Raw genomic sequence first — 23,998 nt, forward strand, 5'->3', positions numbered from 1 at the left:
CCACCGCATTTCGGCGTGCCCGTACGTCCCGACCAGTACGTCAGCCGTACGTCACGATCCGCGACTCACAGCAGGCCCAGCAGGGAAACCGCGGCCAGCAGGTTGACCAGCAGGTGGGTGACGATCGCGGGCCCGAGGCGATCCGACCGCATCCGGACGTATCCGGCGGCCAGCCCGGCGGCGAACAGCAGCACCACCCGGGTCGGTTCGAGATGGACCAGGGCGAACAGCACCGCGGTCACCAGCAGCGTCGGCCAGGCACCCAGGCCACGCCGGCGCAGCGCGCTCCACCACATGCCCCGAAAGTGAATTTCCTCCACGAACGCCGCGCACAGCGCCATGACGGCCAGCGCGACCACCTGCCAGTGGGAGTTGGCGTGCCCGGCGACGTCACCCAGCGCCGAGGTGGGCGTGACGCCGGTCGCCGCGATCGTCACCAGCAGGATGATCGTGGCCGCCAGGAGTACGACCAGACAGGCCACCAGGCCGACCGCGATGTCCACGGGGCTAAACGACAGCGCGAGGTCCGAGCGCGGACCGTTCCCCCGCCGCCGGGAGGCCAGCAGCGGTACACCGGCCAGCGACAGCCAGCCCACGGGCGTGGCGATGATCGTCGCCGTGACCGGATCCACGCCCAGGGCGGTGAGGCCCAACGACACCGCGAACGACAAGACGACGAAACCGAGCAGCGACCCGATCGCGGTGGGGATGCCCCATCGCGGCGTCGGTGCGACGTCGGTGCCGCCCGACGCGCCGGGGACGGATGGTGGGACGTTTCCCGCTGCGGGGACAGGGCCGGAAGACTCCGAAGGCGATGGCTGACTGGTCACCCCTCCATCATCTACGCAGCATCCACCCACCCCGCCGACACGCTTGGTTTGACTCTGCGCCGTGGAGGGGCAAGGGTGGAATCACCGGCGTCCAGTGCATCGGGGAGTGATTCACACCTGCCAGCCGGTCGGGCCGTGGCGCCCTGACATACGCCTTCGACGGCGCGCGGGCGCAGTTCCCCGTCACCCATGATCTCTAGTTGAGGAGCAATCTTGCTTGCACTCACGAACAACGCTGCCCTCGTCATCCAGTCCCTGACGAACAGCCCCGAACTTCCCGGAAGTGCCGGTCTGCGCATCACGGCGCAGCCAGAGGACCAGCAGAGCCTGAGCCTCGCGGTCGCCGCCGAGCCCACCGCCGGCGACGCCGTCGTCGAGGAGCAGGGCGCGCGCGTCTTCTTGGAGGAGAGCGCCTCGAGCATGCTCGACGAGATGGTGCTCGACGCCGAGGTCGACGCCCAGGGCAGCGTGCAGTTCTTCCTGGGCAGCCAGGCCGGCCAGGCTGGCGGGCAGCCCGGCGGCGCCGCTCCCTCGCAGAACAGCCAGGGCCCCGACGGTCCCACCGCCTGAGCAGGCGAGACCGTTCGGGGGGCGGGCGCCGTTCCGCACCTGGTGGGTAGGAACGGCGCCTCTTACCCGTCTGCCCGAGGCCGGCCGTCAGGCGTGTGACTTCGGGTCGTCCCAGAACCACGCCTCCGGGTCGTAGGCCGCGGGCGTCGGGTGGTGCCAGTCGTTGACCAGACCGCCGAGTGCGGTCTGTTCCTTGGTGGGGACGTTGCGCAAGCCGTCCTTGACGAGGACGATCTGCGGGTAGTTGGCGACGACCCCCATGAAGAACGGCCCCTCGTCGACGTGGACCCGGATCATGTCCCAGACCAGCTTGTCCCGCTTGGTCTGGTCGACCTCGACCCGCACCTTGTCGGCGAGCTTCCACAGCCGGTCCACCGGACTGCCGGGTTCGGGTGCGGCTCGCGGCGGTGTGCGCTTGTACGGATCGAGGTCGAGCTGCTTCTTCTCGTCCGGCGTACCCCTCAGCGCGTAGAACTGCCCCTGCAGTGACGCCCACCGGGACGGCTCCATCGGCATCAGCCACAGCATGTCCGCGGCGACGCTCATCGTGCTGGTCTCCCACGCGGTGGTGGTCATCAGCTTGCCCTGCGCCCACTGGTCGCCGAAGGACGTGGGAGAGACCGGGCTGAGGCGAGTGTCGATGCCGATGGCGTCCCAGCTCTTCTTCAGCAGCTGGTTCTTCTTCATGTGCTCGCCGGTGGTGTCGATGTCGGCCGGGTAGTTCAGGCGGACGATCAGCTTGCTGCCGTCGGGCTTCTCCCGCTTGCCGTCGCCGTCCTTGTCGACCACGCCCAGCTTGTCCAGCATCGACTTGGCGCGCTCGGGGTCGAACTTCACCCACGACTCACGCCACTGCTTGTACTCCTGCGGGCCGTTGCCGCGGTGGAACTCCCGCGTCTTCGGCCCGTACCCACCGGTCGTGGGTGTGCCGGTGTCGAAGTAGATCGACTTGCGGGCCTCGCCGCGGTCGTACGCCAGCGACAGCGCCTGGCGGAACTCCGCCTTGCGGATCAGCGCGCGCATGGCCGGCTCGTCGTAGTCCTGGTTGAAGAAGAAGATGGACCCGGTGCCGGATCCGCTGTCCCACAACAGCATCTTCATGCCGCTCTTGCCCTGCGAGCGCTTCAGCCCGGAGATGTCGCCGAGGGTCAGGCTGTTGAACGGACCGTGCACCTGGTCGAACTGACCGGACTGGATCTGCAGCTTGCGGGTCTCGATGTTGTCGACCACCCGGAAGTTCAGCCCGTCGATGTACGGCAACTGGTTGCCGGCCTGGTCGACCACCCAGTAGTAGGGGTTGCGCTTCCACGTCGTCGCCCGGCCCTCGGAGTAGGTGGCCAGCTGCCACCCGCCCATCGTCGGGGTCTCCGGGTTGTAGACGGTGTTGCGCTTCTCGTCGAACTTCGTCGTCCAGTCCTTGCCGACGGACTTGTTGTACTTCGGGTGGAACTGCTTCATGTAGTGCTTGGGTTCCATCCACGTCGCGGCGATCCCGCGGTTGACCCAGTTGGCGATCATGTCGGGCACCATCGGGCTGGGCGCGTCGTAGGTGATCACCAGCGTGTAGTCGTCCGGCGCCTCGAACCTCGCGACCGTGCCCTTGCCGGAGCGGGCCTCGTCGGGGATGCCCTCACTGAAGTCCGGGTCGAGCACCATGTCGTTCCACCAGAACATGATGTCGGCGGTGGTCCACTTCTGCCCGTCGGACCACTTGAGTCCCTTGCGGAAGTGGAACGTCCACACCGACGCGTCCTGGTTGGACTCCCAGCTCTCCGCCAGGCCCGGGCCGAGGGTGAGGCCGTCGTTGAGCCAGCGCAGCGGCGAGTGGCCGTACATGTACTCCTTGATGGCACCGTCGTTGCTGGCGCCGCACGCCATCCGCAGGGTGCCGCCGTACTTCCCGTTCTGCGCCCAGTAGTGCGGGATGACGTAGGGCTTGTCCGGCAGCCGGTCCTTCAGCGCGGGCAGCTTTCCGGCCTTGACCTGCGCGGCCAGCTCCGGCGACTCCTTCAGCTGCCGCGGCGCCGCCAGCGGCTTCGGCGCCGATCCCCGCTTGGCGGGACCCTTGCTCGGCTTCGGCCCTTCGCCGGTCGAGTTCCCTCCCCCGCCACTGCTGCAGGCGCCGAGCGTGACGCTGCCGGCGACCACGGCGGCCCCGAAGAGCAGCCGGCGCCTGGTGAGTTCGTCAGACCCCGACATCGCGACCTCCCATGTGCGAAACCCAGGTACGGAACAGGTGCGGACCGGTTCACGAGTGCACTGCTCACCCGCAGAACAAGCCCGGAACAGGTGACGCGTACGACGCTGTGCGCAGCGCACGCCGACCGCGCGATCAGTCGATTCGATTCGACTGTGCAATCTGGCGGAAACAGTAATCGCGGGAACGGATGTCATGTCAAGACTCCAACCAGCACGAACACAACGAGAGTCCTCGACCGGACACGGGCCGGTGTCTTGACACGTTCGTGACCCGCCTTCTAGCGTCCATTCCTGTCGAAATGATTCGACAACAGAGCAGTAACGAACCCACTGACGAAGGGACGGCCGGTGGCCACGATCGCCGATGTCGCCCGGCTGGCGGGCGTGGCGCCGAGCACGGTGTCGTACGTCCTGTCCAACCGGCGCAGCATCTCCCCGCAGACCCGCGAGGCGGTGCACCAGGCGATCCGCGACCTGGACTACCAGCCGCACGTCGGCGCCCGGGCGCTGCGCGGGGCGGCGACCCGCGTCCTCGCGGTCTCGGTTCCCTCCGAGGGCACCTACTCCCCGCTGCGCTGGCGGTTCGTGCACGACCTGAGCGCCGCCGCGCGTGAGCACGAGTACGACCTGTTGCTGCTCACCGGCGAGGACAGCGTGGCCGACGTACGCCGGGTGGCCCGCAGCCGGCTGGCCGACGGCGCGGTCCTGATGTCGGTGCTGACCGACGACCCGCGGATCCCGGTGGTCCGGGAGCTGGGGTTCCCCACCGCGCTCCTCGGCTGCCCGGACGACCCGAGCGGCCTGCCCTGGTGCGACTTCGACTTCGAGGGCTCGGCCGCGCAGGCGGTGCGGATGCTCGCCGGGGCCGGGCACCGCCGGATCGGGTTCGTGGCCTCCACCGACACCGAGTTCCGCGAGGGCGTGAGCTACGCCCGGCGCGGTCTGGCCGGCGCCCGCCTCGGCGCCCGGGACGCGGACGCCGAGCTCACGGTGATCCGGTCCTCGAACTCCCCGCGTACGCTGGCCGGCCGGGTGCGCCGGCTGCTCGACGTCGACGACCCGCCCTCGGCGCTGGTCACCGTGCACGACGTGCCGGGGCTGGTGGAGATCCTGCGCGAGCAGGGTTACCGCGTACCGGTCGACCTGCCGGTGGTGGCCGTGGCGAGCACCCGCGAGCGCCCCGGCGTGCCCGGGCTCCCGCGCTGGGAGCTCCCGGTGGCGCAGATGACCCGGACGGCGGTGCGGCTCGCGATGGCGGCGATCTCGGGCGAGCCCGGTGGGACCGGCGAGCCCGGCCGGCCCGGCGACCGGGGCGGACTGATCGGGACCGGCCCCACGGAATAGTTGAAGTGTCAATAACGTTCCTCACGCTCGTACGCACATCGACACGCACTTCGAGGTGAGGACTTGATGACAGTCAGCGACCTGACCCGCGACGACGTCCGGATCGACCCGCGCTCGGCCGACCTGCTCTTCCGGGAGGCCCGCAGCGCGAACAGCTTCACCGACGAACCGGTGAGCGAGGAGACGGTGCGCGAGATCTACGAGCTGGTCAAGTGGGCGCCGACGGCGTTCAACCAGCAACCGCTGCGTGTCCTGGTGCTGCGGACACCCGAGTCCCGCGAGCGGCTGCTGCCGCTGATGGCGGAGGGCAACCGGGCCAAGACGGCGGCCGCGCCGCTGACCGCGATCCTCGCCGCGGACACCGAGTTCGCCGACCACCTGCCCCGCCTCGTACCCCACGCGCCGAACGTCAAGGACCTGTTCGCCGACGACGAGCGGCGGCACACCTCCGCGCAGTTCAACGCCACCATCCAGGTGGGCTACTTCCTCCTCGGCGTCCGCGCCGCCGGCCTGGCCGCGGGCCCGATGACCGGCTTCGACAGGGCCGGCGTGGACGCGGAGTTCTTCCCCGACGGCCGGCACCGCTCCCTCGCAGTGGTCAACATCGGCCGTCCCGGCGAGAACGCCTGGCGCGACCGGCTCCCCCGGCTCGGCTACGACGAGGTCGTCACCTCGATCTGATCCGGCGGCTCCCCTCTCCGTCCCCGCGAAAGCGGTACGACGACAGCGCCCTCGGCCGGCGCCGGTCCCCCGTTGACCGGCTCCGGCCGAGGGCGTTCGCGCCATAGACAGCCGGTGACCACGCTGGTTAGTTTCGTTGTCGAACCGCTTCAACTCACCGTTTGGTGCCCCAGCCCGCCTCATCCGTGCGGGCCGCTCCGGTCGGGCATCCGGCGCATCGGGGAGGACGCCATGCCGACGATCAAGGACGTCGCCGAACGTGCCGGGGTCTCGGTGAGCACGGTGTCGTACGCCCTGAGCGGCAAGCGCCGCATCTCCGCAGAGACCCGCGACCGCGTGCAGGCGGCCATCCACGCGCTCGGTTATCGGCCACACGCGGGCGCCCAGGCCCTGGCCAGCCGCCGCTCCCAGATCCTCGCCCTGGTGATGCCGGCCGCCGACTACTTCTCCGTCTCGGTCGGAATGGCGTTCGTCACCGCGGTCACCATCGCCGCCCGCGGCTACGGCTACGACGTCTTGCTGATGACCGCCGACGAGGGCGACGAAGGGCTGCGCCGGATCACCCACAGCGCGCTCGCCGACGGCGTACTCCCGATGGAGGTCGAGGTCGAGGACTCCCGGGTGGCCACCATCCGTGAGCTCGGCATCCCCGCCGCTCTGCTCGGGCGGCCGGCCGACCCGCAGGGACTGCCGTGGGTCGACCTCGACTTCACCGCGGCCGGAGTCCTGTGCGTCGAGCACCTGGCTCGGCTCGGGCACCGCCGCGTCGGAATGCTCGGCCCCAACGCGGGGGCGTACGAACGCGGGCTGGGTTACGCCCTGCGCACCTCGCGGGCCACCCAGGACGCGGCGGCGCGGCACTCGGTGTCGCTGGTGGCCGAGCCGACCGGGCCGGTTCGCCGCGAGGTGGCCGGGAGCGTCCGGCGGCTGCTGGCCGCCTCCCCGGCGATCACCGCGCTGGTGGTGTACGACCAGGAGGCGCTCGCCACCGTCGAGGAGGTCCTCGCCACCGACGGCGTGCGTGTGCCCGCCGACCTGTCCGTGCTGGCGGTGGCCGCGGAGTCCACCGCACGGCGTGCCTCTCCCTCGTTGTCCTTCGTGGACCTGCCCGTGGCCGCCATGGCCGAACACGCCGTCGCCCTCGTCGTCGGCGCGATCTCCGGCACCCCTGCCCAACCGGTGCTGTTGCCGCCGGTGCTGAACGAGCGCGGGAGCACCGCCGCTCCCGCAGCGCCAGTTCCCCTTCCGAGCCGAGGAGCTCCATGACTGACACCGCACGCACGATCCGCGTCACCGTCTGGAACGAGAACGTCCACGAGCAGCGGGAGGAGGCGGTGCGCGCCCGCTACCCCGAGGGCATCCACGGCGCCGTCGCCGCGGGCATCGAGGAGAACCTGAAGGGCCAGGTCGAGGTCCGTACGGCGACCCTGGAACAGCCCGAGCACGGGCTGACCGAGGAGGTGCTGGCCGCCACCGACGTCCTCACCTGGTGGGGGCACGCCGCCCACGACAAGGTCGCCGACGACGTGGTCGAGCGGGTGCAGCGGCACGTGCTCGGCGGGATGGGCCTGGTCGTCCTGCACTCCGGGCACTTCTCGAAGATCTTCCGCACGCTGATGGGCACCACCTGCTCGCTGCGGTGGCGCAGTGAGCACGACCGTGAGCTGGTCTGGACCCTCAAGCCGCACCATCCGGTCGCCGAGGGCGTGCCGAGCCCGATCGTCATTCCCGAGCAGGAGATGTACGGCGAGGTGTTCGACATCCCCGACCCGGACGAGCTCGTGTTCGTGAGCTCGTTCAGCGGCGGCGAGGTGTTCCGCAGCGGATGCTCCTTCCACCGCGGCAACGGGCGCATCTTCTACTTCTCCCCCGGTGACCAGGCCTACCCGGTCTACCACCACCCCGACGTCCGCCGGGTGATCGCGAACGCCGTGAAGTGGGTGGCGCCGGTGGAGTCCCCCCGGGACCTGCCGCGGCTGCGGAACTGCCCCACCGGCTGGTACGAGAACGCCGACGGCTCGGAGGCCCGCGCATGACGTCCAACACGGCATCCGGCGAGACGTCCGGAGCTGTCAACCGGCCCTTGCGGGCGCTGCAGGTCGGCGCCGGCGGCATGGGCCGCGGGTGGCTGCGCACGCTGCTGGCGTACGAGGAGGTGGAACTCGTCGGCGTCGCCGACCTCGACGTCGCCCGGGCCAAGGAGGCACTGGAGCAGGCCGGCGCGGGCGACGTCGCGACCGGGCCGACGGTCGAGGCGCTGGCAGACCAGGTGCGGCCGGACTTCGTGGTGGACGTGACCATCCCGGAGGCACACCACCCGGTGACGATGGAGGCGCTGCGGCGCGGCCTGCCGGTGCTGGGCGAGAAGCCGCTCGCGGCCAGCCTCGCCGAGTCGCTGGAGCTGACCGCGGCCGCGCAGGCGTACGACCGGTTGTTCATGGTCAGCCAGAGCAGGCGCTACGACGCCAACCTGTTCGCGTTCCGCCGCCAACTGCGGCAGCTCGGCCGGCTCGGCATCCTGACCGCAGAGTTCTTCAAGGCGCCGCACTTCGGCGGGTTCCGGGACGCGATGGACCACCCGCTGGTGCTCGACATGGCCATCCACGCCTTCGACAGCGCGCGGTTCCTGCTCGAGGCGGACCCGGTGGCGGTCTACTGCGAGGAGTACAACCCCGGCTGGAGCTGGTACGCCGGCGACGCCGCCGCGACCGCGATCTTCGAGTTCGACGGCGGACTGCGCTACGTCTACACCGGAAGCTGGTGCAGCCCCGGCCAGGAGACCTCGTGGAACGCCGCGTGGCGGGCCAGCGGCGAGCACGGCACCGCACTGTGGGACGGCGACGGTCTCCCCACCCTCGAGATCGTCGAGGGTGGGGAGACCGCGCCGGAGGGCGACACCTCGGAGGCGGATCCGCACCCCGGTATCGCCGGTTCGTTGCGGGAGTTCGTCGCCGCCCTGCGGACGGGGACGACCCCGATGGGCACCGCCCGCGACAACGTGGCCAGCCTGGCGATGGTGTACGCCGCCATCGAGTCCGCCCGCGACCGCCGGCGCGTCCTGGTGGCCGACGTGCTGGAGGAGGCGTACGCCCAGGCCAAGGCGCGCGCGGAGGGGCCCGTCCTGGAAGCGCTCACCGGCTGGACCTCGCTCACGCCGCCCGGCTGACCGGCTGACCGGCTCGGGTGTCAACCGCGCCTTGCGCTGACCTCAGCGCAAGGCGCGGTTGACAGCGGACAGTACGGCCTTCAGCGAGGCGCTGAGAATGTTGGCGTCCATGCCGACCCCCCAGTAGACGCCGTCGCCGACCTCGCACTCGACGTACGCCGCGGCGGTGGCGTCACCACCGACACCGAGCGCGTGCTCGCTGTAGTCGAGGACGCGGACGTCGACGCCGACCTGCTTGATGGCGTCCACGAACGCCGCGATCGGGCCGTTGCCCTCACCGCTGAGCACCCGCTGCTTTCCCTTGTGCTCGACCGTGACGGTGAGCGCGTCGCGGGCGCCGTCGGCAGCCGAGGTGTGCACCGTGTTCAGGGAGAACGGCCCGTCGGTGCGGAGGTACTCCTGCTCGAAGGTCGCCCAGATCTGCGCGGAGGGAACCTCGCCGCCCTCCTCGTCGGTGTAGGCCTGCACGACCTTGCTGAACTCGATCTGCAGCCGGCGCGGCAGGTCGAGCTGGTGCTCGGCCTTCAGGACGTAGGCCACCCCGCCCTTGCCGGACTGGGAGTTGACCCGGATCACGGCCTCGTAGGACCGGCCGACGTCCTTCGGGTCGATCGGGAGGTACGGCGCCTCCCAGGGGAACTCGTCCACCGGCACACCGGCCTTCGCCGCGGCCTTGTCCAGCGCCTCCAGGCCCTTCTTGATGGCGTCCTGGTGGGAGCCGGAGAACGCGGTGTAGACCAGGTCGCCGGCGTAGGGGTGGCGAGGGTGCACCGGCAGCTGGTTGCAGTACTCCACCGTGCGCCGGATCTCGTCGATGTCGGAGAAGTCGATCTGCGGGTCGATGCCCTGGGAGAACAGGTTCATCCCCAGCGTGACCAGGCAGACGTTGCCGGTGCGTTCGCCGTTGCCGAACAGGCAGCCCTCGATCCGGTCCGCGCCGGCCAGCACGGCCAGCTCGGCGTCGGCCACCGCCGTACCCCGGTCGTTGTGGGTGTGCACCGACAGGCACACGTGCTCACGCCGGGACAGGTTGCGGCTCATCCACTCGATCTGGTCGGCGTAGACGTTGGGCGTCGACCGCTCGACGGTGCACGGCAGGTTGAGGATGATCTCCCGGCCGGGGCTGGGCTGCCACACGTCCATCACCGCCTCGCACACCTCCAGGGCGAAGTCGAGTTCGGTGTCGACGAAGATCTCCGGGCTGTACTCGTAGCCGAAGTCGGTGTCGCCCAGCAGTTGTTCGGCGTACTTCACCACCCACTCGGTGCCCTGCACGGCGATCTCGCGGCACTCGTCCCGGTCGACGCCGAACACGACGCGGCGGAACATCGGGGCGGTGGCGGCGTAGAGGTGGATGGTGGCGCGCTTGGCACCGACCAGCGACTGCGCGGTGCGTTCGATCAGGTCCTCGCGCGCCTGGGTCAGCACCGAGATCGTGACGTCGTCGGGGACGAGCCCCTCCTCGATGATGGCGCGTACGAAGTCGTAGTCGGTCTGGGACGCCGACGGGAAGCCGACCTCGATCTCCTTGTAGCCCATCCGGACCAGCAGGTCGAACATCCGGCGCTTGCGGGCCGGGCTCATCGGATCGATCAGGGCCTGGTTGCCGTCACGCAGGTCGGTGGTCAGCCACCGGGGCGCCTGGGTGATCCGGGCGTTGGGCCAGGTGCGATCGGGCAGGTCGACCGGCGGGAACGCGGAGTAGCGGTGGAAGGGCATGCGGCTCGGCCGCTGACGATGTGGCATCGGAAGAGGTCCCTCGCTTCGTGGCGGGTGGCGGGATGACGCTTCGGTCCGGCCGGGACGTCATGCAGCCCGCGACGAGGAGCCCGGCCTAGAGGGCCCCGCCGCGGCAGCGAAGGAGGAGTCCTGCGTACCACATAGGTTCGCCAGCTTAGACCCGTACGACGCGGGCCCGGCAAGCCCCCTCCTCAACCCGGCGAAATCCGGTTGCCCGGCGCCGCTCCCGCCCGCACCCTGTGCGGTATGAAACTCCAGCGCCTCGACCCCGACGACACCGCCGCCGTCGCCGCCGCGTTGTCCTTCCACCGGGCCACCCGCACCGCCGACACCCCGTGGGATCCGCCGCCCACCGAGCGCGGCTTCGTTTCCTCGCTGCGGCACGGCTGGGACGGCGAGCCGGGCGAGGCCTGGCTGCTGATCGAGGACGGGCAGGTCACCGGCTCGCTGCACCTGCATTTCTCCCAGCGCGACAACACTCACATGGCGGGCATGGGCGTCTCGGTGCATCCGGACAAACGCCGCGAAGGGCGCGCGCGGGCGCTGTTCGAGGAGGGCCTGGCCCGGGTACGCGCGACCGGCCGCCGCCTCGTCACGACCGGCACGCTGGACGCCGAGGGGCCGGCGGCGTTCGCCACCGCGATGGGCTTCACCCGCGCCAGCATCGAGGTGCAGCGGCGCCAGGACTTCACCGAGGTCGACCCGGCGCGGGTCGAGGAGCTGCGGGCGCGCGCCACCGAGGCCGCCCGCGACTACACGCTGATCCGGATGGACGGCCCGGTCCCCGACGACCTGCTGGACGAGGTGGCGGAGATGTCCGCCGCGATCAACGACGCGCCCACCGACGACCTCGACATCGAGGACGAGGTGTTCGACGGCAAGCGGGTGCGCGGGTTCGAGGCGGCGCAGGAGGCCGCGGGCAACAAGCTCTACCGCGTGATCGCCCGGCAGGGCACCGACGGACCGCTGGCCGGCCACACGGTGGTCGGCCGGCCGGTCGACCAGCCCGAGTGGGCCTGGCAGTGGGACACCGCCGTCATGCGCGCCCACCGCGGCCACCGGCTCGGCATGCTGCTGAAGGCCGACATGGTCACCTGGCTGCGCGCCGCCGAGCCCGCGATCCGCTGGCTGGACACCTGGAACGCCGAGTCCAACGCCCACATGATCGGCGTCAACGAGGCGCTCGGGTACCGCATCGTCACCCGCCACCTCGGCTGGCAGCGGGCCGTGTGAGGGAACGTCCGGGCGTACGCCTTTTGCGGCGTACGCCCGGACGTTTCCCGGTGGTCGTTCGGGTCCTGGGATCCCGGTCAGGCGCCGACGTAGGCCGCAAGGTGCTCGCCGGTGAGGGTGGAGCGGGCGGCCACGAGGTCGGCCGGGGTGCCCTCGAAGACGACCCGGCCACCGTCGTGCCCGGCACCGGGGCCGAGGTCGATGATCCAGTCGGCGTGCGCCATCACCGCCTGGTGGTGCTCGATGACGACGACCGACTTCCCCGCGTCGACCAGCCGGTCCAGCAGGCCCAGCAACTGCTCGACGTCGGCCAGGTGCAGGCCGGTGGTCGGCTCGTCCAGGACGTAGACGTCGCCCTTCTCGGCCATCGCGGCGGCGAGCTTGAGCCGCTGGCGTTCGCCACCGGACAGCGTGGTGAGCGGCTGGCCGAGGTGGAGGTAGCCGAGCCCGACGTCGGCCAGCCGGTCGAGGATCCGGTGCGCGGCCGGCGTACTCCCCTCCCCCTCGCCGAAGAACTCCTCGGCCTCGGCCACCGACATCGCCAGCACCTCGGCGATGTTGCGCCCACCCAGGGTGTACTCCAGCACCGACGCCTGGAACCTCTTCCCCTCGCACTCCTCGCAGGGCGACTCGACCGTGGCCATGACGCCCAGGTCGGTGTAGATCACCCCCGCGCCCTTGCAGGCGGGGCAGGCACCCTCGGAGTTGGCGCTGAACAGGGCGGGCTTCACACCGTTGGCCTTGGCGAACGCCTTGCGGATCGGGTCGAGCAGGCCGGTGTAGGTCGCCGGGTTGCTCCGCCGCGACCCCCGGATCCCGCGCTGGTCGATCACCACCACTCCGTCGCGGCCGGCGACCGAGCCGTGGATCAGCGAACTCTTGCCGGAGCCGGCGACGCCGGTGACCACGCAGAGCACCCCGAGCGGGAGGTCGACATCGACCTTGCGCAGGTTGTGCGTGGACGCGCCGCGGACCTTCAGCGCGCCCGCGGACGTACGCACCGACGGCTTCAGGCTCGCCCGGTCGTCGAGGTGGCGGCCGGTGACGGTGTCGCTGCCCCGGAGCCCCTCGACGGTGCCCTCGAAGCAGACCGTGCCGCCGTCGGTGCCCGCACCGGGGCCGAGGTCGACCACGTGGTCGGCGATCGCGATCGTCTCCGGCTTGTGCTCCACCACCAGGACGGTGTTGCCCTTGTCCCGCAACTGCAGGAGGAGTTCGTTCATCCGCGCGATGTCGTGCGGGTGCAGCCCGATGGTGGGCTCGTCGAAGACGTAGGTGACGTCGGTGAGGGACGAGCCGAGGTGGCGGATCATCTTCGTCCGCTGCGCCTCTCCCCCGGACAGCGTGCCGGCCGGCCGGTCCAGGGAGAGGTAGCCCAGCCCGATCCGGGAGAACGAGTCCAGCAGGTGCCGCAGCCCGGCGAGCAGCGGTGCCACCGACGGCTCGTCGAGGTCGCGTACCCAGTCGGCCAGGTCGCTGATCTGCATGGCGTACAGGTCGGCGATGTTCTTCCCGTTGATCTTCGACGACCGGGCCTCCTTGCTCAGCCGGGTGCCGCCGCACTCCGGGCACACCGCGAACGTCACCGCCCGCTCCACGAAGGCGCGGATGTGCGGCTGGAGGGCGTCGACATCCTTGGACAGGAAGGACTTCTGGATCTGCGGGATCAGTCCGGCGTACGTCAGGTTGATGCCGTCGACCTTGATCTTGGTCGGCTCGCGGTGGAGGAGGTCGTTCAGTTCCTTCTTGGTGAACTTCCGGATCGGCTTGTCCGGGTCGAAGTAGCCGCAGCCGCGGAAGATCCGGCCGTACCAGCCGTCCATGCTGTAGCCGGGGATGGTGAGAGCGCCCTCGTTGAGCGACTTGTTCTCGTCGTACAACGCGCTCAGGTCGATGTCGCTGACGTTGCCCATGCCCTCACAGCGCGGGCACATGCCGCCCTGGTAGACGGCGTTGCGTACGACCGACTTCTGCTCGGTCTGGCCCTTCTCGGTCCTCATCACCCCGCTCGCGATCCGGGTCGGGACGTTGAAGGAGAACGCCTGCGGGGATCCGATGTGCGGCTTGCCGATCCGGCTGAACAGGATGCGCAGCATGGCGTTCGCGTCGGTGGCCGTTCCGACGGTGGAACGCGGGTCGGCGCCCATCCGCTCCTGGTCGACGATGATCGCCGTCGTCAGCCCGTCGAGCAGGTCGACCTCCGGCCGGGCAAGCGTCGGCATGAACCCCTGCACGAACGCGCTGTAGGTCTCGTTGATCATCCGCTGCGACTCGGCCGCGATGGTGGCGAACACCAGCGAGCTCTTGCCCGAGCCGGAGACCCCGGTGAACACCGTCAGCCGGCGCTTCGGGAGCTCGACACTCACGTCCTTGAGGTTGTTCTCACGTGCACCCTGGACGCGGATCAGGTCGTGGCTGTCGGCGACGTGCGGCACGGGCGGCTGCGCGGCCGTCTTTGGGGCCTTGCTCATCGGGTCTCCATCTGTGCGGCGTCAGGTCCTCGACAGCCAAAGCTAGCCGGGCCGCGGACGCGCGCGCTTCTCGATTCCTGCTCAGCTCCCGCTCAGGTCCGTCCTAGAAACCGAGCCGGCGTAGCTGCTTGGGGTCGCGCTGCCAGTCCTTGGCGACCTTGACCCGCAGGTCGAGGTAGACCGGCGTACCCAGCAGCGTCTCGATCTGCTTGCGCGCCGTGGTGCCCACCTCCACCAGCCGCCGGCCCTTGGCGCCGATCACGATCGCCTTCTGGCTGGGGCGTTCGACGAACAGGTGGGCGTAGATGTCGAGCAGCGGCCGGTCCTGGGGGCGGTTCTCCCGCAGCCCCATCTCCTCCACCAGCACGGCCACGGAGTGCGGCAGCTCGTCGCGGACGCCCTCGAGGACGGCCTCGCGGATGAGTTCGGCGACGAGGACCTCCTCGGGCTCGTCGGTCAGCTCACCCTCGGGGTAGAGCGGCGGGCCCGGCGGCAGCTTGCCGACGAGCAGGTCGGCGAGCACGTCGACCCGGGTGCCGTCCTGCGCCGACACCGGGATGATGTCGTCCCACTCGACACCGGTGTCCTTTGTCATCGCCTCGACCGCCGTGAGGTGCTCGACCATGCGGTTCGGGGGGACCAGGTCCGACTTGGTGACGATCGCCACCGTGGGCCGCCGGCGTACCTTCGCGATCTCGTTGACCAGGAAGCGGTCGCCGGGCCCGATGCGTTCGTCGGCCGGCAGGCACACCCCCACCGCGTCGACCTCGCCGAGGGTGCTGAGGACGAGCGCGTTCAGGCGCTCGCCGAGCAGGGTGCGCGGTTTGTGCAGACCTGGGGTGTCGACCAGGACCAGCTGGGCGTCGGGCCGGTTGACGATCCCCCGCACCGTGTGCCGGGTCGTCTGCGGACGGGACGACGCGATGGCCACCTTCCGACCGACCAGGGCGTTCGTCAACGTGGACTTGCCGGTGTTGGGTCGTCCGACCAGGCAGGCGAACCCGCTGCGGAACTGCGTCGTAGCCTCGCTCACCCGGCCGATTGTCCCCTATCCGCTGTGGGCGACCGTCCGGACGGTCCCGTCCGGACCGGCAACCAGGACCGGGACGCCGGCGCCGGCCAGGTCGGCCACCGCGGCGACGTCCTCGGCCGTGGCCTCGCCCGCCTCGGTGACCACGGCCGCGGCCTCCAGGCCGTCGGCGCCGCTGGACACCGCCATTGCCACCGCGAGCCGGAGGGCGGACAGCCGCAGCGAGGGGAGATTCACCGTCGCGGCGGTGTAGGTGCGGCCGGTGGTGTCGCGGACACCGGCGCCTTCGGCCGCTCCGGCGCGCGCTCGGGTGGAGCGGGCCAGGGTGATGATCTTGGCGTCTTCGGGATCGAGCTCGGCACTGGTCACCCGGCGATCCTAGGCTGCGGGCCGCGAACCGGTGACGCGTGATCCATAGCATCCAGGGTGTAGCACCGCTCGGCGAGTCGGCGAGTCGGCGATCATCGGGCCGACCTGGGAGAGACCCTAGATGTGCCGCTTCGACTTGAACCAGCGGGCGCCTCGTTGACGCGGCTGACCGATGTCCGTCGCCCAGGCGAAGAAGCGGCGGGTCCTGCCGGTGCCACCACAGTTGTGACACGGCCGTCGGGCACGCTTGTAGATGAAGCTCCGGTGCTTGCCGGTGCCCTTGCACCATCGGCAGTCGACGTCCGGATGCAGGTGGCAGGACACCATGTAGCCCACCGCCGCGACGAACAGTGCGTCGAGCAGGTAGGACACGAACTCAGGGTTGGTCTCGTAGAGGTGCTGTAGCGCGTTCATGCATCATCCAGAACGTGAAGTTGCCCCTGGCCCTCCCCGTGCAGGGCCAGGGGCGGGCCCCCGAACGCCGTTGTCCGAGGGCCCGTCCTTCGGGGCTCAGGCCCGGGGGTCGCCCAGCCGCTCACCAGTGAGCTGGTCACGCTGGACACCCGTGCTGCCGAAGAGGGTCTCGTCGACGGAACTGGAGCCGTTGCCGGGGGTAGCGGTGAAAGCCTGCATGGCTTAACGTCCTCTCATCAGGGGGTTTCCGGGCGTCACTTCTGCCAAAGTCATTCGCCCGGGGGGACTTACTTCTTCTTTCCGACCCCGCCCGTCCCTAATCAGGTTTTTGTTAGTGGACGGGGCGAGCGGGGGGTTCGTGGTGGCCGCCGACGACCCGGCCGCCCTGGCGCCGGAGTGACGGCGCGGCATTCGACCGCCGGTCTTGGTGGTTGTGGCGGTGGTACGGCGTTCGGCCCAGCGCACGTGCGCGCAGGGCCAGACCCCGGCGCAGTCGGCACACACCGGCCGGCGCAACGTGGGTACGGGAAGGCCACGCCAGCGACGCAGGCGCAGGCCGGACCACTCCGGGGTGTGCCGGATGACCATGTCGCGAGCCAGCGCGTCGACGGCCTCGGGGCCGAGGTCGCGGGCGATGGCGCGTTCGCGGAGTACGTCCCGCACGGTGGTGGCGGTGCTGGGCGTACCCGTCAGGGTGGTGCGGCCGACCCGGGAACGCAGGGAATGGGCCGGGGACGTCCCCGGGCCGGCCAGTTTGGAAGCCCGCCGCGCCAAGGACTTCGGGGGTCGAGCCAGTCGACGCGGCGGGAGTTCGAAGGTGGCCATCACACGACCACCCGGTGCTCGGTGACCCAGGTCAGCGCGAAGCGGACCACACGGTCGTAGTCGTCGGCGGCCGCCGACCACGCGCACCCGGGTACCCAGGTCCAGTGGTCGTCGTCCAACCAGACATGCATGTGGAGTTGGCCGTTCGCGGGTTCGACGATTCGTACTCCCCAGCGGTCTCGGCGCTCGTCCCACAACGGAGCGGCGTCGATCCCCAGGGGCTCGAACCGGTCGGCCAGTTCGGCGGCGATCCGGCCCGCGGCAGCGGTGCACGGCGCGTGCCGGTCGGTGATGGCCCGGGGTTGGTCGTGCCAGGTCGTTCCGATCATCATGCCTCCCCACCGGAACTCGGGTTCTCGCCGAATCTGCATCATTCGGCAGGATTGATGATGCTCCACCGCCTATGATCCAAACCTCATTTGGCGACGTTCTGTAAAAAGTGGTGACACTCCGTACAGGACGGGAAAGTACCCCACGGCCCGGGACCAGGGCGCCCGGGTACTCAGCGGCGACAGGGAGCACGGGTGAGAAGCAGTCCGACGGTTCGCCGGCACCGGCTCGGCCGGGAGCTGCGCGAGCAACGCGAACGCGCGAAGTTGACCCACGCCAAGCTCGGCAACGAGATCGGCGTCTCGGCGGCGAAGATCAGCCGGCTGGAGAACGGCCAGGGCAGACCGGACGAGATCGTCATCCGGCAGATCGCCGACGCGCTCGACGTCACTGGTGACGATCGCGCCGAACTCGTCGAGCTCGCCCGGACGGCGGCGGTCCACGGCTGGTGGACGTCGCAGCCGATGGACCGGCGGCAGGCCACCTACGCCGACTTCGAGTCCGGCGCACAGACGATCCGCGAGTACCAGAGCACGATCGTCCCGGGCCTGCTGCAGATCGAGGCCTACACCCAGTCGGTGTGCGAGACCGACGACCTGACGCTGGTGGGGTCGATCCCCACCACGTCCGAGGCGGTCCTGCGTGCGCGGTCGGGCCGGCAGACGATGCTGTGGGACCCCGACGGACCGCAAAGTTACGAAGTCATTATTCACGAGGTGGTGGCCCGCGGCTTTTCCGCACCACCGGAGATTCTCGCCTCGCAGTTGCACTATCTCGCCTCGGTCGGCTCCCGACGGCGTGTCACTCTCCGGGTGCTCCCGGTTTCTGCGAAAGTGCACGGCTACATGGTCCCGAGGGGCCCTTTCAGTCTTTACACATTCGAAGACCGTAAGGACCCCGTTGTGGCTGCCGTGGACACGTTGACGGCCGATGTCGTTCTCATGGAAGGGAACGAGGTCGGACAATATGAAAGCCTGTGGGAGCGTCTCCAGAAGGCGGCGCTGTCAACCGAGGACAGTGCCGCTCTTCTCACCGAGGCGGCAGCAGAAATGGAAAGGATCTCATCGTGAGTGAGCAGTTCAGCGGCTGGAAGAAGGCCAGTTACTCCAACAACGGTGGCAACTGCGTGGAGGTCGGCACATCGGCCGCCCGCGTGGGTGTTCGCGACACCAAGGACCGGAATCGCGGCGTGCTCGCCGTCTCTCCGGCGGCCTGGGTCGCGTTCGTCGGCGACGTCAAGGCCGGAAAGTACGACCTTCCCCGTTGAGGCATTCGTCATGACACCTCGGGTGCGACGGCGCCTTCGGCTCCACCAGGAGAAGTAGGCGCCGTCGCGTCCTCCCCAACTCCCGATGGCCACCGGATGTATTCCGGTGGCCATCGTTGTTCGTGACGCCGCACTCACATGAGAGATGGTGAGTCTTCTGTCATCACGAATTCCGTGATCCGGTCGGCCGGAAACCAGCTCGGAAGATTACGACGTGGACGGTTTCGGCCGGTCGGCAGGCTGGACCAGCCGGATTCACCTCGGCCAGGATGATCACCATGAACACATCCGGGAACACATCCGGCCGGGTTGCGGGAAAGGTCGTTCTCGTGACCGGGGGCGGCGGCGGAATCGGCGCGGCGACCGCACGGCTGTTCGCCGAACACGGCGCCTCGGTCGCGGTGGTCGACGTCGACGAATCCGCCGCGAAGCGGGCGGCCGACGAAATCGACCCGGAAGGTCGCCGGGTTCTGGCCGTGGCGGCGCGGCTGGACGAGGAGGCGGAGGCACGGCGCGCGGTCGAGGAGACCGTCGGCGCGTTCGGCGGCCTCGACGTCCTCGCCAACGTCGCCGGGGTGCGGGTCTGGGGGCCGGTGACCGAGGCGGACCCGGCCTCGTGGGACTACATCGTCCGCGGCAACCTGTTGCAGGCGGCGTACTGCGCGAAGTTCGCGGTACCCGAGCTGACCCGTCGCGGCGGCGGCAGCATCGTCAACGTCTCCTCCGCCAACGCACTGGCCGGCCGCTCGGGGATGGCGCAGTACGACGCGACGAAGGCGGGCCTGCTGGCCATGACCCGCGCGATGGCGTACGACCATGCCGCGGACGGCATCCGGGTCAACGCCGTCTGCCCGGGCCCGACGCTGACGGACTTCCATGTACGCCGCCGGGCGGAGGCCACCGGGGAGACGCCGGAACAGGCCCGCGAACATCTCCAGCGGCAGACGCCGACCCTGCTGCGGCGCCACGCCGACCCCCGCGAGATCGGCCAGGTCATCCTGTTCCTCGGCAGCGACGAGGCCTCCTACGTCACCGGGGCGACGTACGTCGTCGACGGCGGCCTGTCGGCGTAGGACGCCCGGAGACGCTCAGGGTCTGTCCTGCGGATCAGGGCTCCTCGTCGGTCGGGGGGTCGGTCGCGGGGTCGGCTGCGAGCCGGCGGCCGACCAGCGCGGCAGCACGGCGCAGGGTGGCCAGGTCTCGTTCGGACAGGCCGGACAACAGGTCGGCGACGGCACGCACCCGCGCCGCCCGCCCGCGTTCCAGCAACCGCCGGCCCGCCGGCGTGGCCGCGACGAGCACCACCCGGCGATCTCCCGGGTCAGGTGTGCGCTCGACCAGTCCGAGGTCTTCCAGCGCCGTGACCGACTTGGTGATCGCCGGCGCGGACACCTGCTCGATCCGCGCCAGCGTTCCCACCGACCGTGGGCCGCCGAACACCAGGACCGACAAGAGCGAGGCTCGTGGGCCGTCCAGATCCATCTCCGCGTCGGCCGTGCGGGCGACCCGAAGCAGGCGCAGCGCCGCGGAGTGCAGGGAGTTGGCCGTCTGGTGCAGGCCGTCGTCCGGAACCCCTGCGGGCGGCTCCGGCAGATGTGCTTGCCCACGTTGCTTAACCATGGTTATCCTTTCACCCTGGTTAAGTATAGGAGCGGCCATGTCAGTCGGACCACTGTCCCAGGTGCACATCAGCGTCGGTGACGTCGACCGGTCGGTGGAGTTCTACCGCGACGTCCTCCAGATCCCGTTCCTGTTCCGGGTGCCCGGGCAGCCGATGGCGTTCTTCCAGTCGGGTGACGTACGCCTCTACCTCGGCGTCCCGGAGACGCCGGACTTCGCCGGGCGGGTGACGCTCTACTTCCGGGTCGACGACCTCGACGCCGAACACGCCCGGCTGAGCGGGCGCGGCGTGGAGTTCCTCGACGGGCCGCACCTGGTCCACCGGGACGAGGTCACCGAGCTGTGGATGGCCTTCTTCCGCGACCCCGACGGCAACAACCTCGCGCTCACCAGCGAACGCCCGCCGACCCGGGTCGGCTGACCCCCGGGGAGCGCGGCGGCGCCGCCCGGAAGCGGGAGCACCGGCGCCCGGTCAGGAGGAGGTGCGCTCCTCGGCGTTCTGCTTGGCCTCGTCCCAGGAGCGCTCGTCCACCCGGGTGACCAGGATGGTCGGGATCCGGTTGCGCCGGCCGACCGGGCCCTCGGCCAGCAGCTGCAGGCCCTCCACGGCGACCTTCGCCCCCGGGATCGGCACCCGGTCCAGGTGCTTGGCCATCAGGCCGCCGACGCTGTCCACGTCCTCGTCGTCCAGCTCCAGGTCGAACAGCTCACCGAGCTCGTGGATCGGCAGCCGGGAGCTGACCCGCACCGCGCCACTGCCGAGGCGTTCGACCGCCCGCGGCGCAACGTCGTACTCGTCGGTGATCTCGCCGACGATCTCCTCCAGGATGTCCTCGATCGTGACCAGACCGGCGGTGCCGCCGTACTCGTCCAGGACGATCGCGAGGTGGGTGCGCTGCTGCTGCATCTCCCGCAGCAGGCCGTCGACGGGCTTGGAGTCGGGTACGAACGCCGGCGGGCGCATCACCTGCTCCACGCGTTCGGTGGTCTCGGCCTGGCGGTTGTCGTAGACCCGCTGGGTGACGTCCTTGAGGTAGGCCACGCCCACCACGTCGTCGAGGTTCTCCCCGATGACGGGGATCCGGGAGAAGCCGCTGCGCAGGGCGAGCGACATCAGCTGGCGCAGGGTCTTGTTGCGTTCGATGACCACGATGTCGGTACGGGGCACCATCACCTCGCGCACGATGGTGTCGCCCAGCTCGAACACCGAGTGGATCATCTCCCGCTCGCCGGACTCGATCACCCGGCTCGCCTCGGCGATGTCGACCAGCTCGCGCAGCTCGGCCTCCGTGGCGAACGGACCCTCGCGAAAGCCCTTGCCCGGGGTGAGGGCGTTACCGAGCAGGATCAGCAGCTTCGGCAGCGGGCCGAGCACCCGGGTCAGCGCGATCACCGACGGCGCGGTCATCAGTGCCACCCGGTCGGGGTGCTGGCGGCCGACCGTGCGCGGCGCCACGCCGACGACGACGTACGACACCAGGATCATCACCCCGGCGGTGGCCAGGATCGCCGCCCAGGTCGCGTGGATGACGCCGAACAGCACGTCGGCGACCAGCACCGTGGCGGTCAGCTCGCAGACCAGCCGTAGGAACAGCGCGGTGTTGAGGTACGACGCGCGGTCCTCGACCAGCATGCGTACCCGGTCCGCACCACGTCGGCCGGCCGCGACCAGACCGTCGGCCCGTGACTTGGAGAACGCCGACAGGGCAGCCTCGGCAGAGGCGAGGAACCCGGCGACGAGGACCAGGACGGCGGCCAGGACGACCAGCCAGACGTCACCGGTCATCCGCTGTCGCCCGCCCCACGATGCGGTTGCCACTCCGCCAGCAGGCGGGCTTGCAGGCCGAACATCTCCTGATGCTCCTCGGGCTCGGCGTGGTCGTACCCCAGCAGGTGCAGGATCCCGTGCGTGGCGAGCAACTGCAACTCGTCCTCGGTGGAGTGACCGGCGTCCTTCGCCTGGCGCTCGGCGACCTGCGGGCACAACACCACGTCGCCCAGCAGCCCGATCGGCGGGTCCTCGCCCTCCCGGCCGGGCCGCAGCTCGTCCATCGGGAACGCGAGGACGTCGGTCGGGCCGGGCTCGTCCATCCACCGCACGTGGTGCTCGGCCATCGTCTCCTCGTCGACGAGGACGACCGACAGCTCCGCCTGCGGGTGCAGGCGCATCCGGTCCAGGACGAAGCGGGCGAGCCGGGACAGCTCGCGTTCGTCGACCTCGGCGCCGGACTCGTTGGCGATGTCAATGCTCATGGGCGCTTCACAGGTGCCTTCGCGATGGTGGCGGAATCTCGGTGGCGTCGACGGGTGCGCGGGCGGCGGCCGATCGGAGAGCCGATCAGGGCCGCCGCGGCGCGGGCTGGCGCCGGCCGACCTCGACCGGCCGGCCGCCGGTGTCCGTGGAGCGCTTGGCCTCGTAGGCGTCGTAGGCGGCGACGATCCGGCCCACCAGCTTGTGGCGTACGACGTCGTGGGCGCCGAGCGTGCTGAAGTGCACGTCGTCGAGCCCGTCGAGGATGTCGTGCACGACCTTCAGCCCCGACGAGGTGCCACCCGGCAGGTCGATCTGGGTGACGTCGCCGGTCACCACCATCTTGGAGCCGAAGCCCAGGCGGGTGAGGAACATCTTCATCTGCTCCGGCGAGGTGTTCTGTGCCTCGTCCAGGATGATGAACGCGTCGTTGAGGGTGCGGCCGCGCATGTAGGCGAGCGGCGCGACCTCGATCGTCCCGGCGGTCAGCAGCCGCGGGATCGAGTCGGGGTCGATCATGTCGTGCAGCGCGTCGTACAGCGGCCGGAGGTAGGGGTCGATCTTCTCCGACAGCGTGCCCGGCAGGAAGCCCAGCCGCTCGCCGGCCTCGACCGCCGGCCGGGTGAGGATGATCCGGTTGACCTGCTTGGCCTGCAGCGCCTGGACCGCCTTCGCCATGGCGAGGTAGGTCTTGCCGGTGCCGGCCGGGCCGATGGAGAAGATCACCGTGTGCTGGTCGATCGCGTCGACGTAGCGCTTCTGCCCGACCGTCTTGGGCCGGATCGTGCGGCCGCGGTTGGACAGGATGTTGAGGGTGAGCACGTCGGTGGGGCGTTCGGCGTCGCGGGTCCGCAGCATCGCCACGCTGCGCTCCACCGCGTCGGAGGTCAGGCCGTGCCCGGAACGGACGATGGCGACCAGCTCGTCGAAGAGCTGCTCGACGAGGATGCGCTCCTCCGGTGCCGCGGTCACCGTGATCTCGTTGCCGCGGACGTGGATCTGCGCGTCGAACTCCTTCTCGGCCACCCGGAGAAACTCATCACGCGGGCCGAGCAGGCTCACCATCGAGATGCTCGAGGGTACGACGATCTTGGTCTGTGTGGGGCTGGTCTGCGCCATGGGCGGCCTGTTCGGCCCCTCCTTAGGTGTCCCGACGCTCGAAACGTCGTTCATCGTAGCTCTGCCCGGCCGGAACCGGGACTGGTATTTCCGCTGTGGGCGAGATGCCCGGTCTGTCCCTGGGCGCGGATCGCCCTCGAGGCAGGTCGGCCGGACGTGGGGTCCGGGCCGCCGGCTAGCCGAGCGCGTCGGACATCTGCCGGCCGGCCAGCACGTGCAGGTGGCAGTGGAACACGCCCTGGCCGCCCCCGGCGCCGATGTTGGTGACCACGCGGTAACCGCCCTCGCGTACGCCCAACTGGTCGGCCACCGCGGCACACTCGCGCAGCAGCTCACCGGCCAGCTCGGGGTCGGCGGCGACCACCGCGTCGAGGTCGGCCCGGTGGTCCTTGGAGATCACCAGCACGTGCACCGGCGCCTGCGGGCTCACGTCGGGGAAGGCCAGCGTGCGCTCGGTCTCGCGCACCACCTCCGCCGGGATCTCCCCGGCCACGATGCGGCAGAACACGCAGTCGGCGTCACTCGTCACGCCGGACTCC

General features: G+C 70.2%; 25 protein-coding genes. 11 read left to right on the top strand and 14 right to left on the bottom strand.

Annotation, left to right across the window (positions count from 1 at the left end):
* Nucleotides 1–65 precede the first annotated feature (65 nt).
* Nucleotides 66–830 (bottom strand): CPBP family glutamic-type intramembrane protease, encoded by a 765-nt coding sequence (locus tag F4554_RS33115; RefSeq protein ID WP_179788628.1) that lies wholly within the window; start codon nt 828–830, stop codon nt 66–68.
* A 213-nt stretch (nt 831–1,043) separates the two neighbouring features.
* Here F4554_RS33115 and F4554_RS17900 point away from each other — a divergent pair, with 213 nt between their 5' ends.
* Entirely contained in the window at nt 1,044–1,400 is a 357-nt protein-coding gene (locus tag F4554_RS17900) for a Fe-S cluster assembly protein HesB (RefSeq protein WP_237768762.1), read from the top strand.
* Nucleotides 1,401–1,487: 87 nt separating this feature from the next.
* Here F4554_RS17900 and F4554_RS17905 read toward each other — a convergent pair whose 3' ends face one another.
* Nucleotides 1,488–3,599, bottom strand: coding sequence for an ABC transporter substrate-binding protein (locus F4554_RS17905; protein ID WP_179788629.1), 2,112 nt, complete (start codon nt 3,597–3,599; stop codon nt 1,488–1,490).
* A 348-nt stretch (nt 3,600–3,947) separates the two neighbouring features.
* On the opposite strand from F4554_RS17905, the gene F4554_RS17910 reads away from it, so the two are divergent.
* The 5 genes from F4554_RS17910 to F4554_RS17930 all read left to right on the top strand — a co-directional run bounded on the left by F4554_RS17910 (nt 3,948) and on the right by F4554_RS17930 (nt 8,790).
* On the top strand, nt 3,948–4,943 hold the full coding sequence (locus F4554_RS17910; protein WP_179788630.1) for a LacI family DNA-binding transcriptional regulator: 996 nt from the start codon (nt 3,948–3,950) through the stop codon (nt 4,941–4,943).
* Between the two features lie 66 nt (nt 4,944–5,009).
* The gene (locus F4554_RS17915; protein ID WP_179788631.1) at nt 5,010–5,624 is read left to right on the top strand and encodes a malonic semialdehyde reductase; all 615 of its coding nucleotides are present in this window, start codon (nt 5,010–5,012) and stop codon (nt 5,622–5,624) included.
* A gap of 231 nt (nt 5,625–5,855) precedes the next feature.
* Nucleotides 5,856–6,890 (top strand): LacI family DNA-binding transcriptional regulator, encoded by a 1,035-nt coding sequence (locus tag F4554_RS17920; protein ID WP_179788632.1) that lies wholly within the window; start codon nt 5,856–5,858, stop codon nt 6,888–6,890.
* Nucleotides 6,887–7,660: a ThuA domain-containing protein gene (locus F4554_RS17925; protein ID WP_179788633.1), complete on the top strand. Its 774-nt coding sequence runs from the start codon at nt 6,887–6,889 to the stop codon at nt 7,658–7,660. Before F4554_RS17920 ends, F4554_RS17925 begins: the two co-directional genes overlap by 4 nt.
* The gene (locus F4554_RS17930) at nt 7,657–8,790 is read left to right on the top strand and encodes a Gfo/Idh/MocA family protein (protein WP_179788634.1); all 1,134 of its coding nucleotides are present in this window, start codon (nt 7,657–7,659) and stop codon (nt 8,788–8,790) included. Before F4554_RS17925 ends, F4554_RS17930 begins: the two co-directional genes overlap by 4 nt.
* A 42-nt stretch (nt 8,791–8,832) precedes the next feature.
* Here the strand turns inward: F4554_RS17930 and leuA are convergent, their stop codons facing one another.
* On the bottom strand, nt 8,833–10,536 hold the full coding sequence (leuA, locus tag F4554_RS17935; RefSeq protein WP_179788635.1) for a 2-isopropylmalate synthase: 1,704 nt from the start codon (nt 10,534–10,536) through the stop codon (nt 8,833–8,835).
* 240 nt (nt 10,537–10,776) lie between these two features.
* Between leuA and F4554_RS17940 the strand changes: the two genes are divergently transcribed.
* A complete protein-coding gene (locus F4554_RS17940) occupies nt 10,777–11,763 on the top strand; it encodes a GNAT family N-acetyltransferase (RefSeq protein WP_179788636.1) in 987 nt (328 codons plus the stop codon).
* A gap of 77 nt (nt 11,764–11,840) precedes the next feature.
* On the opposite strand, the gene F4554_RS17945 is transcribed toward F4554_RS17940, so the two are convergent.
* The 6 genes from F4554_RS17945 to F4554_RS17965 form a co-directional block, all read right to left on the bottom strand.
* Entirely contained in the window at nt 11,841–14,234 is a 2,394-nt protein-coding gene (locus tag F4554_RS17945; protein ID WP_179788637.1) for an ATP-binding cassette domain-containing protein, read from the bottom strand.
* A 103-nt stretch (nt 14,235–14,337) separates the two neighbouring features.
* Nucleotides 14,338–15,267, bottom strand: a complete 930-nt coding sequence (era, locus tag F4554_RS17950) for a GTPase Era (RefSeq protein ID WP_337796088.1) — start codon at nt 15,265–15,267, stop codon at nt 14,338–14,340.
* 15 nt (nt 15,268–15,282) lie between these two features.
* Nucleotides 15,283–15,633: a cytidine deaminase gene (locus F4554_RS17955; protein WP_179788638.1), complete on the bottom strand. Its 351-nt coding sequence runs from the start codon at nt 15,631–15,633 to the stop codon at nt 15,283–15,285.
* 117 nt (nt 15,634–15,750) lie between these two features.
* Entirely contained in the window at nt 15,751–16,047 is a 297-nt protein-coding gene (locus tag F4554_RS17960) for a hypothetical protein (protein WP_179788639.1), read from the bottom strand.
* Between the two features lie 96 nt (nt 16,048–16,143).
* A complete protein-coding gene (locus F4554_RS33120) occupies nt 16,144–16,266 on the bottom strand; it encodes a hypothetical protein (RefSeq protein WP_272955885.1) in 123 nt (40 codons plus the stop codon).
* 605 nt (nt 16,267–16,871) lie between these two features.
* A complete protein-coding gene (locus F4554_RS17965) occupies nt 16,872–17,204 on the bottom strand; it encodes a hypothetical protein (protein ID WP_179788640.1) in 333 nt (110 codons plus the stop codon).
* A gap of 192 nt (nt 17,205–17,396) precedes the next feature.
* Between F4554_RS17965 and F4554_RS17970 the strand changes: the two genes are divergently transcribed.
* The 3 genes from F4554_RS17970 to F4554_RS17980 all read left to right on the top strand — a co-directional run bounded on the left by F4554_RS17970 (nt 17,397) and on the right by F4554_RS17980 (nt 19,542).
* A complete protein-coding gene (locus F4554_RS17970; protein ID WP_179788641.1) occupies nt 17,397–18,272 on the top strand; it encodes a Scr1 family TA system antitoxin-like transcriptional regulator in 876 nt (291 codons plus the stop codon).
* On the top strand, nt 18,269–18,469 hold the full coding sequence (locus F4554_RS32285) for a DUF397 domain-containing protein (RefSeq protein WP_179788642.1): 201 nt from the start codon (nt 18,269–18,271) through the stop codon (nt 18,467–18,469). Before F4554_RS17970 ends, F4554_RS32285 begins: the two co-directional genes overlap by 4 nt.
* A gap of 278 nt (nt 18,470–18,747) precedes the next feature.
* Entirely contained in the window at nt 18,748–19,542 is a 795-nt protein-coding gene (locus tag F4554_RS17980; RefSeq protein ID WP_179788643.1) for an SDR family NAD(P)-dependent oxidoreductase, read from the top strand.
* A gap of 34 nt (nt 19,543–19,576) precedes the next feature.
* Here F4554_RS17980 and F4554_RS17985 read toward each other — a convergent pair whose 3' ends face one another.
* On the bottom strand, nt 19,577–20,089 hold the full coding sequence (locus tag F4554_RS17985; RefSeq protein ID WP_179788644.1) for a MarR family winged helix-turn-helix transcriptional regulator: 513 nt from the start codon (nt 20,087–20,089) through the stop codon (nt 19,577–19,579).
* A gap of 37 nt (nt 20,090–20,126) precedes the next feature.
* Between F4554_RS17985 and F4554_RS17990 the strand changes: the two genes are divergently transcribed.
* A complete protein-coding gene (locus F4554_RS17990) occupies nt 20,127–20,510 on the top strand; it encodes a VOC family protein (protein ID WP_179788645.1) in 384 nt (127 codons plus the stop codon).
* Nucleotides 20,511–20,561: 51 nt separating this feature from the next.
* Here F4554_RS17990 and F4554_RS17995 read toward each other — a convergent pair whose 3' ends face one another.
* The 4 genes from F4554_RS17995 to F4554_RS18010 form a co-directional block, all read right to left on the bottom strand.
* Nucleotides 20,562–21,875: a hemolysin family protein gene (locus tag F4554_RS17995; protein ID WP_179788646.1), complete on the bottom strand. Its 1,314-nt coding sequence runs from the start codon at nt 21,873–21,875 to the stop codon at nt 20,562–20,564.
* Entirely contained in the window at nt 21,872–22,342 is a 471-nt protein-coding gene (ybeY, locus tag F4554_RS18000) for an rRNA maturation RNase YbeY (protein WP_179788647.1), read from the bottom strand. The genes F4554_RS17995 and ybeY overlap by 4 nt, the downstream gene beginning before the upstream one ends.
* A gap of 85 nt (nt 22,343–22,427) precedes the next feature.
* The gene (locus F4554_RS18005; protein ID WP_179788648.1) at nt 22,428–23,459 is read right to left on the bottom strand and encodes a PhoH family protein; all 1,032 of its coding nucleotides are present in this window, start codon (nt 23,457–23,459) and stop codon (nt 22,428–22,430) included.
* Nucleotides 23,460–23,634: 175 nt separating this feature from the next.
* Nucleotides 23,635–23,988 (bottom strand): HIT domain-containing protein, encoded by a 354-nt coding sequence (locus tag F4554_RS18010; RefSeq protein ID WP_179788649.1) that lies wholly within the window; start codon nt 23,986–23,988, stop codon nt 23,635–23,637.
* Nucleotides 23,989–23,998 lie beyond the last annotated feature (10 nt).

The organism is Actinopolymorpha rutila (genome assembly GCF_013407855.1).
GTDB classification, from domain to species: domain Bacteria; phylum Actinomycetota; class Actinomycetes; order Propionibacteriales; family Actinopolymorphaceae; genus Actinopolymorpha; species Actinopolymorpha rutila.

Excerpts from the sequence above, each read along its gene's own strand:
- F4554_RS17995 (WP_179788646.1), bottom strand. The coding sequence starts at position 21,875 with ATGACCGGTGACGTCTGGCTGGTCGTCCTGGCCGCCGTCCTGGTCCTC.
- leuA (WP_179788635.1), bottom strand. The coding sequence starts at position 10,536 with ATGCCACATCGTCAGCGGCCGAGCCGCATGCCCTTCCACCGCTACTCC.
- F4554_RS17920 (WP_179788632.1), top strand. The coding sequence starts at position 5,856 with ATGCCGACGATCAAGGACGTCGCCGAACGTGCCGGGGTCTCGGTGAGC.
- F4554_RS17965 (WP_179788640.1), bottom strand. The coding sequence starts at position 17,204 with ATGATGATCGGAACGACCTGGCACGACCAACCCCGGGCCATCACCGAC.
- F4554_RS17930 (WP_179788634.1), top strand. The coding sequence starts at position 7,657 with ATGACGTCCAACACGGCATCCGGCGAGACGTCCGGAGCTGTCAACCGG.
- F4554_RS17990 (WP_179788645.1), top strand. The coding sequence starts at position 20,127 with ATGTCAGTCGGACCACTGTCCCAGGTGCACATCAGCGTCGGTGACGTC.
- F4554_RS17940 (WP_179788636.1), top strand. The coding sequence starts at position 10,777 with ATGAAACTCCAGCGCCTCGACCCCGACGACACCGCCGCCGTCGCCGCC.
- F4554_RS17980 (WP_179788643.1), top strand. The coding sequence starts at position 18,748 with ATGAACACATCCGGGAACACATCCGGCCGGGTTGCGGGAAAGGTCGTT.
- F4554_RS33120 (WP_272955885.1), bottom strand. The coding sequence starts at position 16,266 with ATGCAGGCTTTCACCGCTACCCCCGGCAACGGCTCCAGTTCCGTCGAC.
- F4554_RS17945 (WP_179788637.1), bottom strand. The coding sequence starts at position 14,234 with ATGAGCAAGGCCCCAAAGACGGCCGCGCAGCCGCCCGTGCCGCACGTC.
- F4554_RS17905 (WP_179788629.1), bottom strand. The coding sequence starts at position 3,599 with ATGTCGGGGTCTGACGAACTCACCAGGCGCCGGCTGCTCTTCGGGGCC.
- ybeY (WP_179788647.1), bottom strand. The coding sequence starts at position 22,342 with ATGAGCATTGACATCGCCAACGAGTCCGGCGCCGAGGTCGACGAACGC.
- F4554_RS17915 (WP_179788631.1), top strand. The coding sequence starts at position 5,010 with ATGACAGTCAGCGACCTGACCCGCGACGACGTCCGGATCGACCCGCGC.
- F4554_RS17960 (WP_179788639.1), bottom strand. The coding sequence starts at position 16,047 with ATGAACGCGCTACAGCACCTCTACGAGACCAACCCTGAGTTCGTGTCC.
- F4554_RS17925 (WP_179788633.1), top strand. The coding sequence starts at position 6,887 with ATGACTGACACCGCACGCACGATCCGCGTCACCGTCTGGAACGAGAAC.
- F4554_RS17985 (WP_179788644.1), bottom strand. The coding sequence starts at position 20,089 with ATGGTTAAGCAACGTGGGCAAGCACATCTGCCGGAGCCGCCCGCAGGG.
- F4554_RS18005 (WP_179788648.1), bottom strand. The coding sequence starts at position 23,459 with ATGGCGCAGACCAGCCCCACACAGACCAAGATCGTCGTACCCTCGAGC.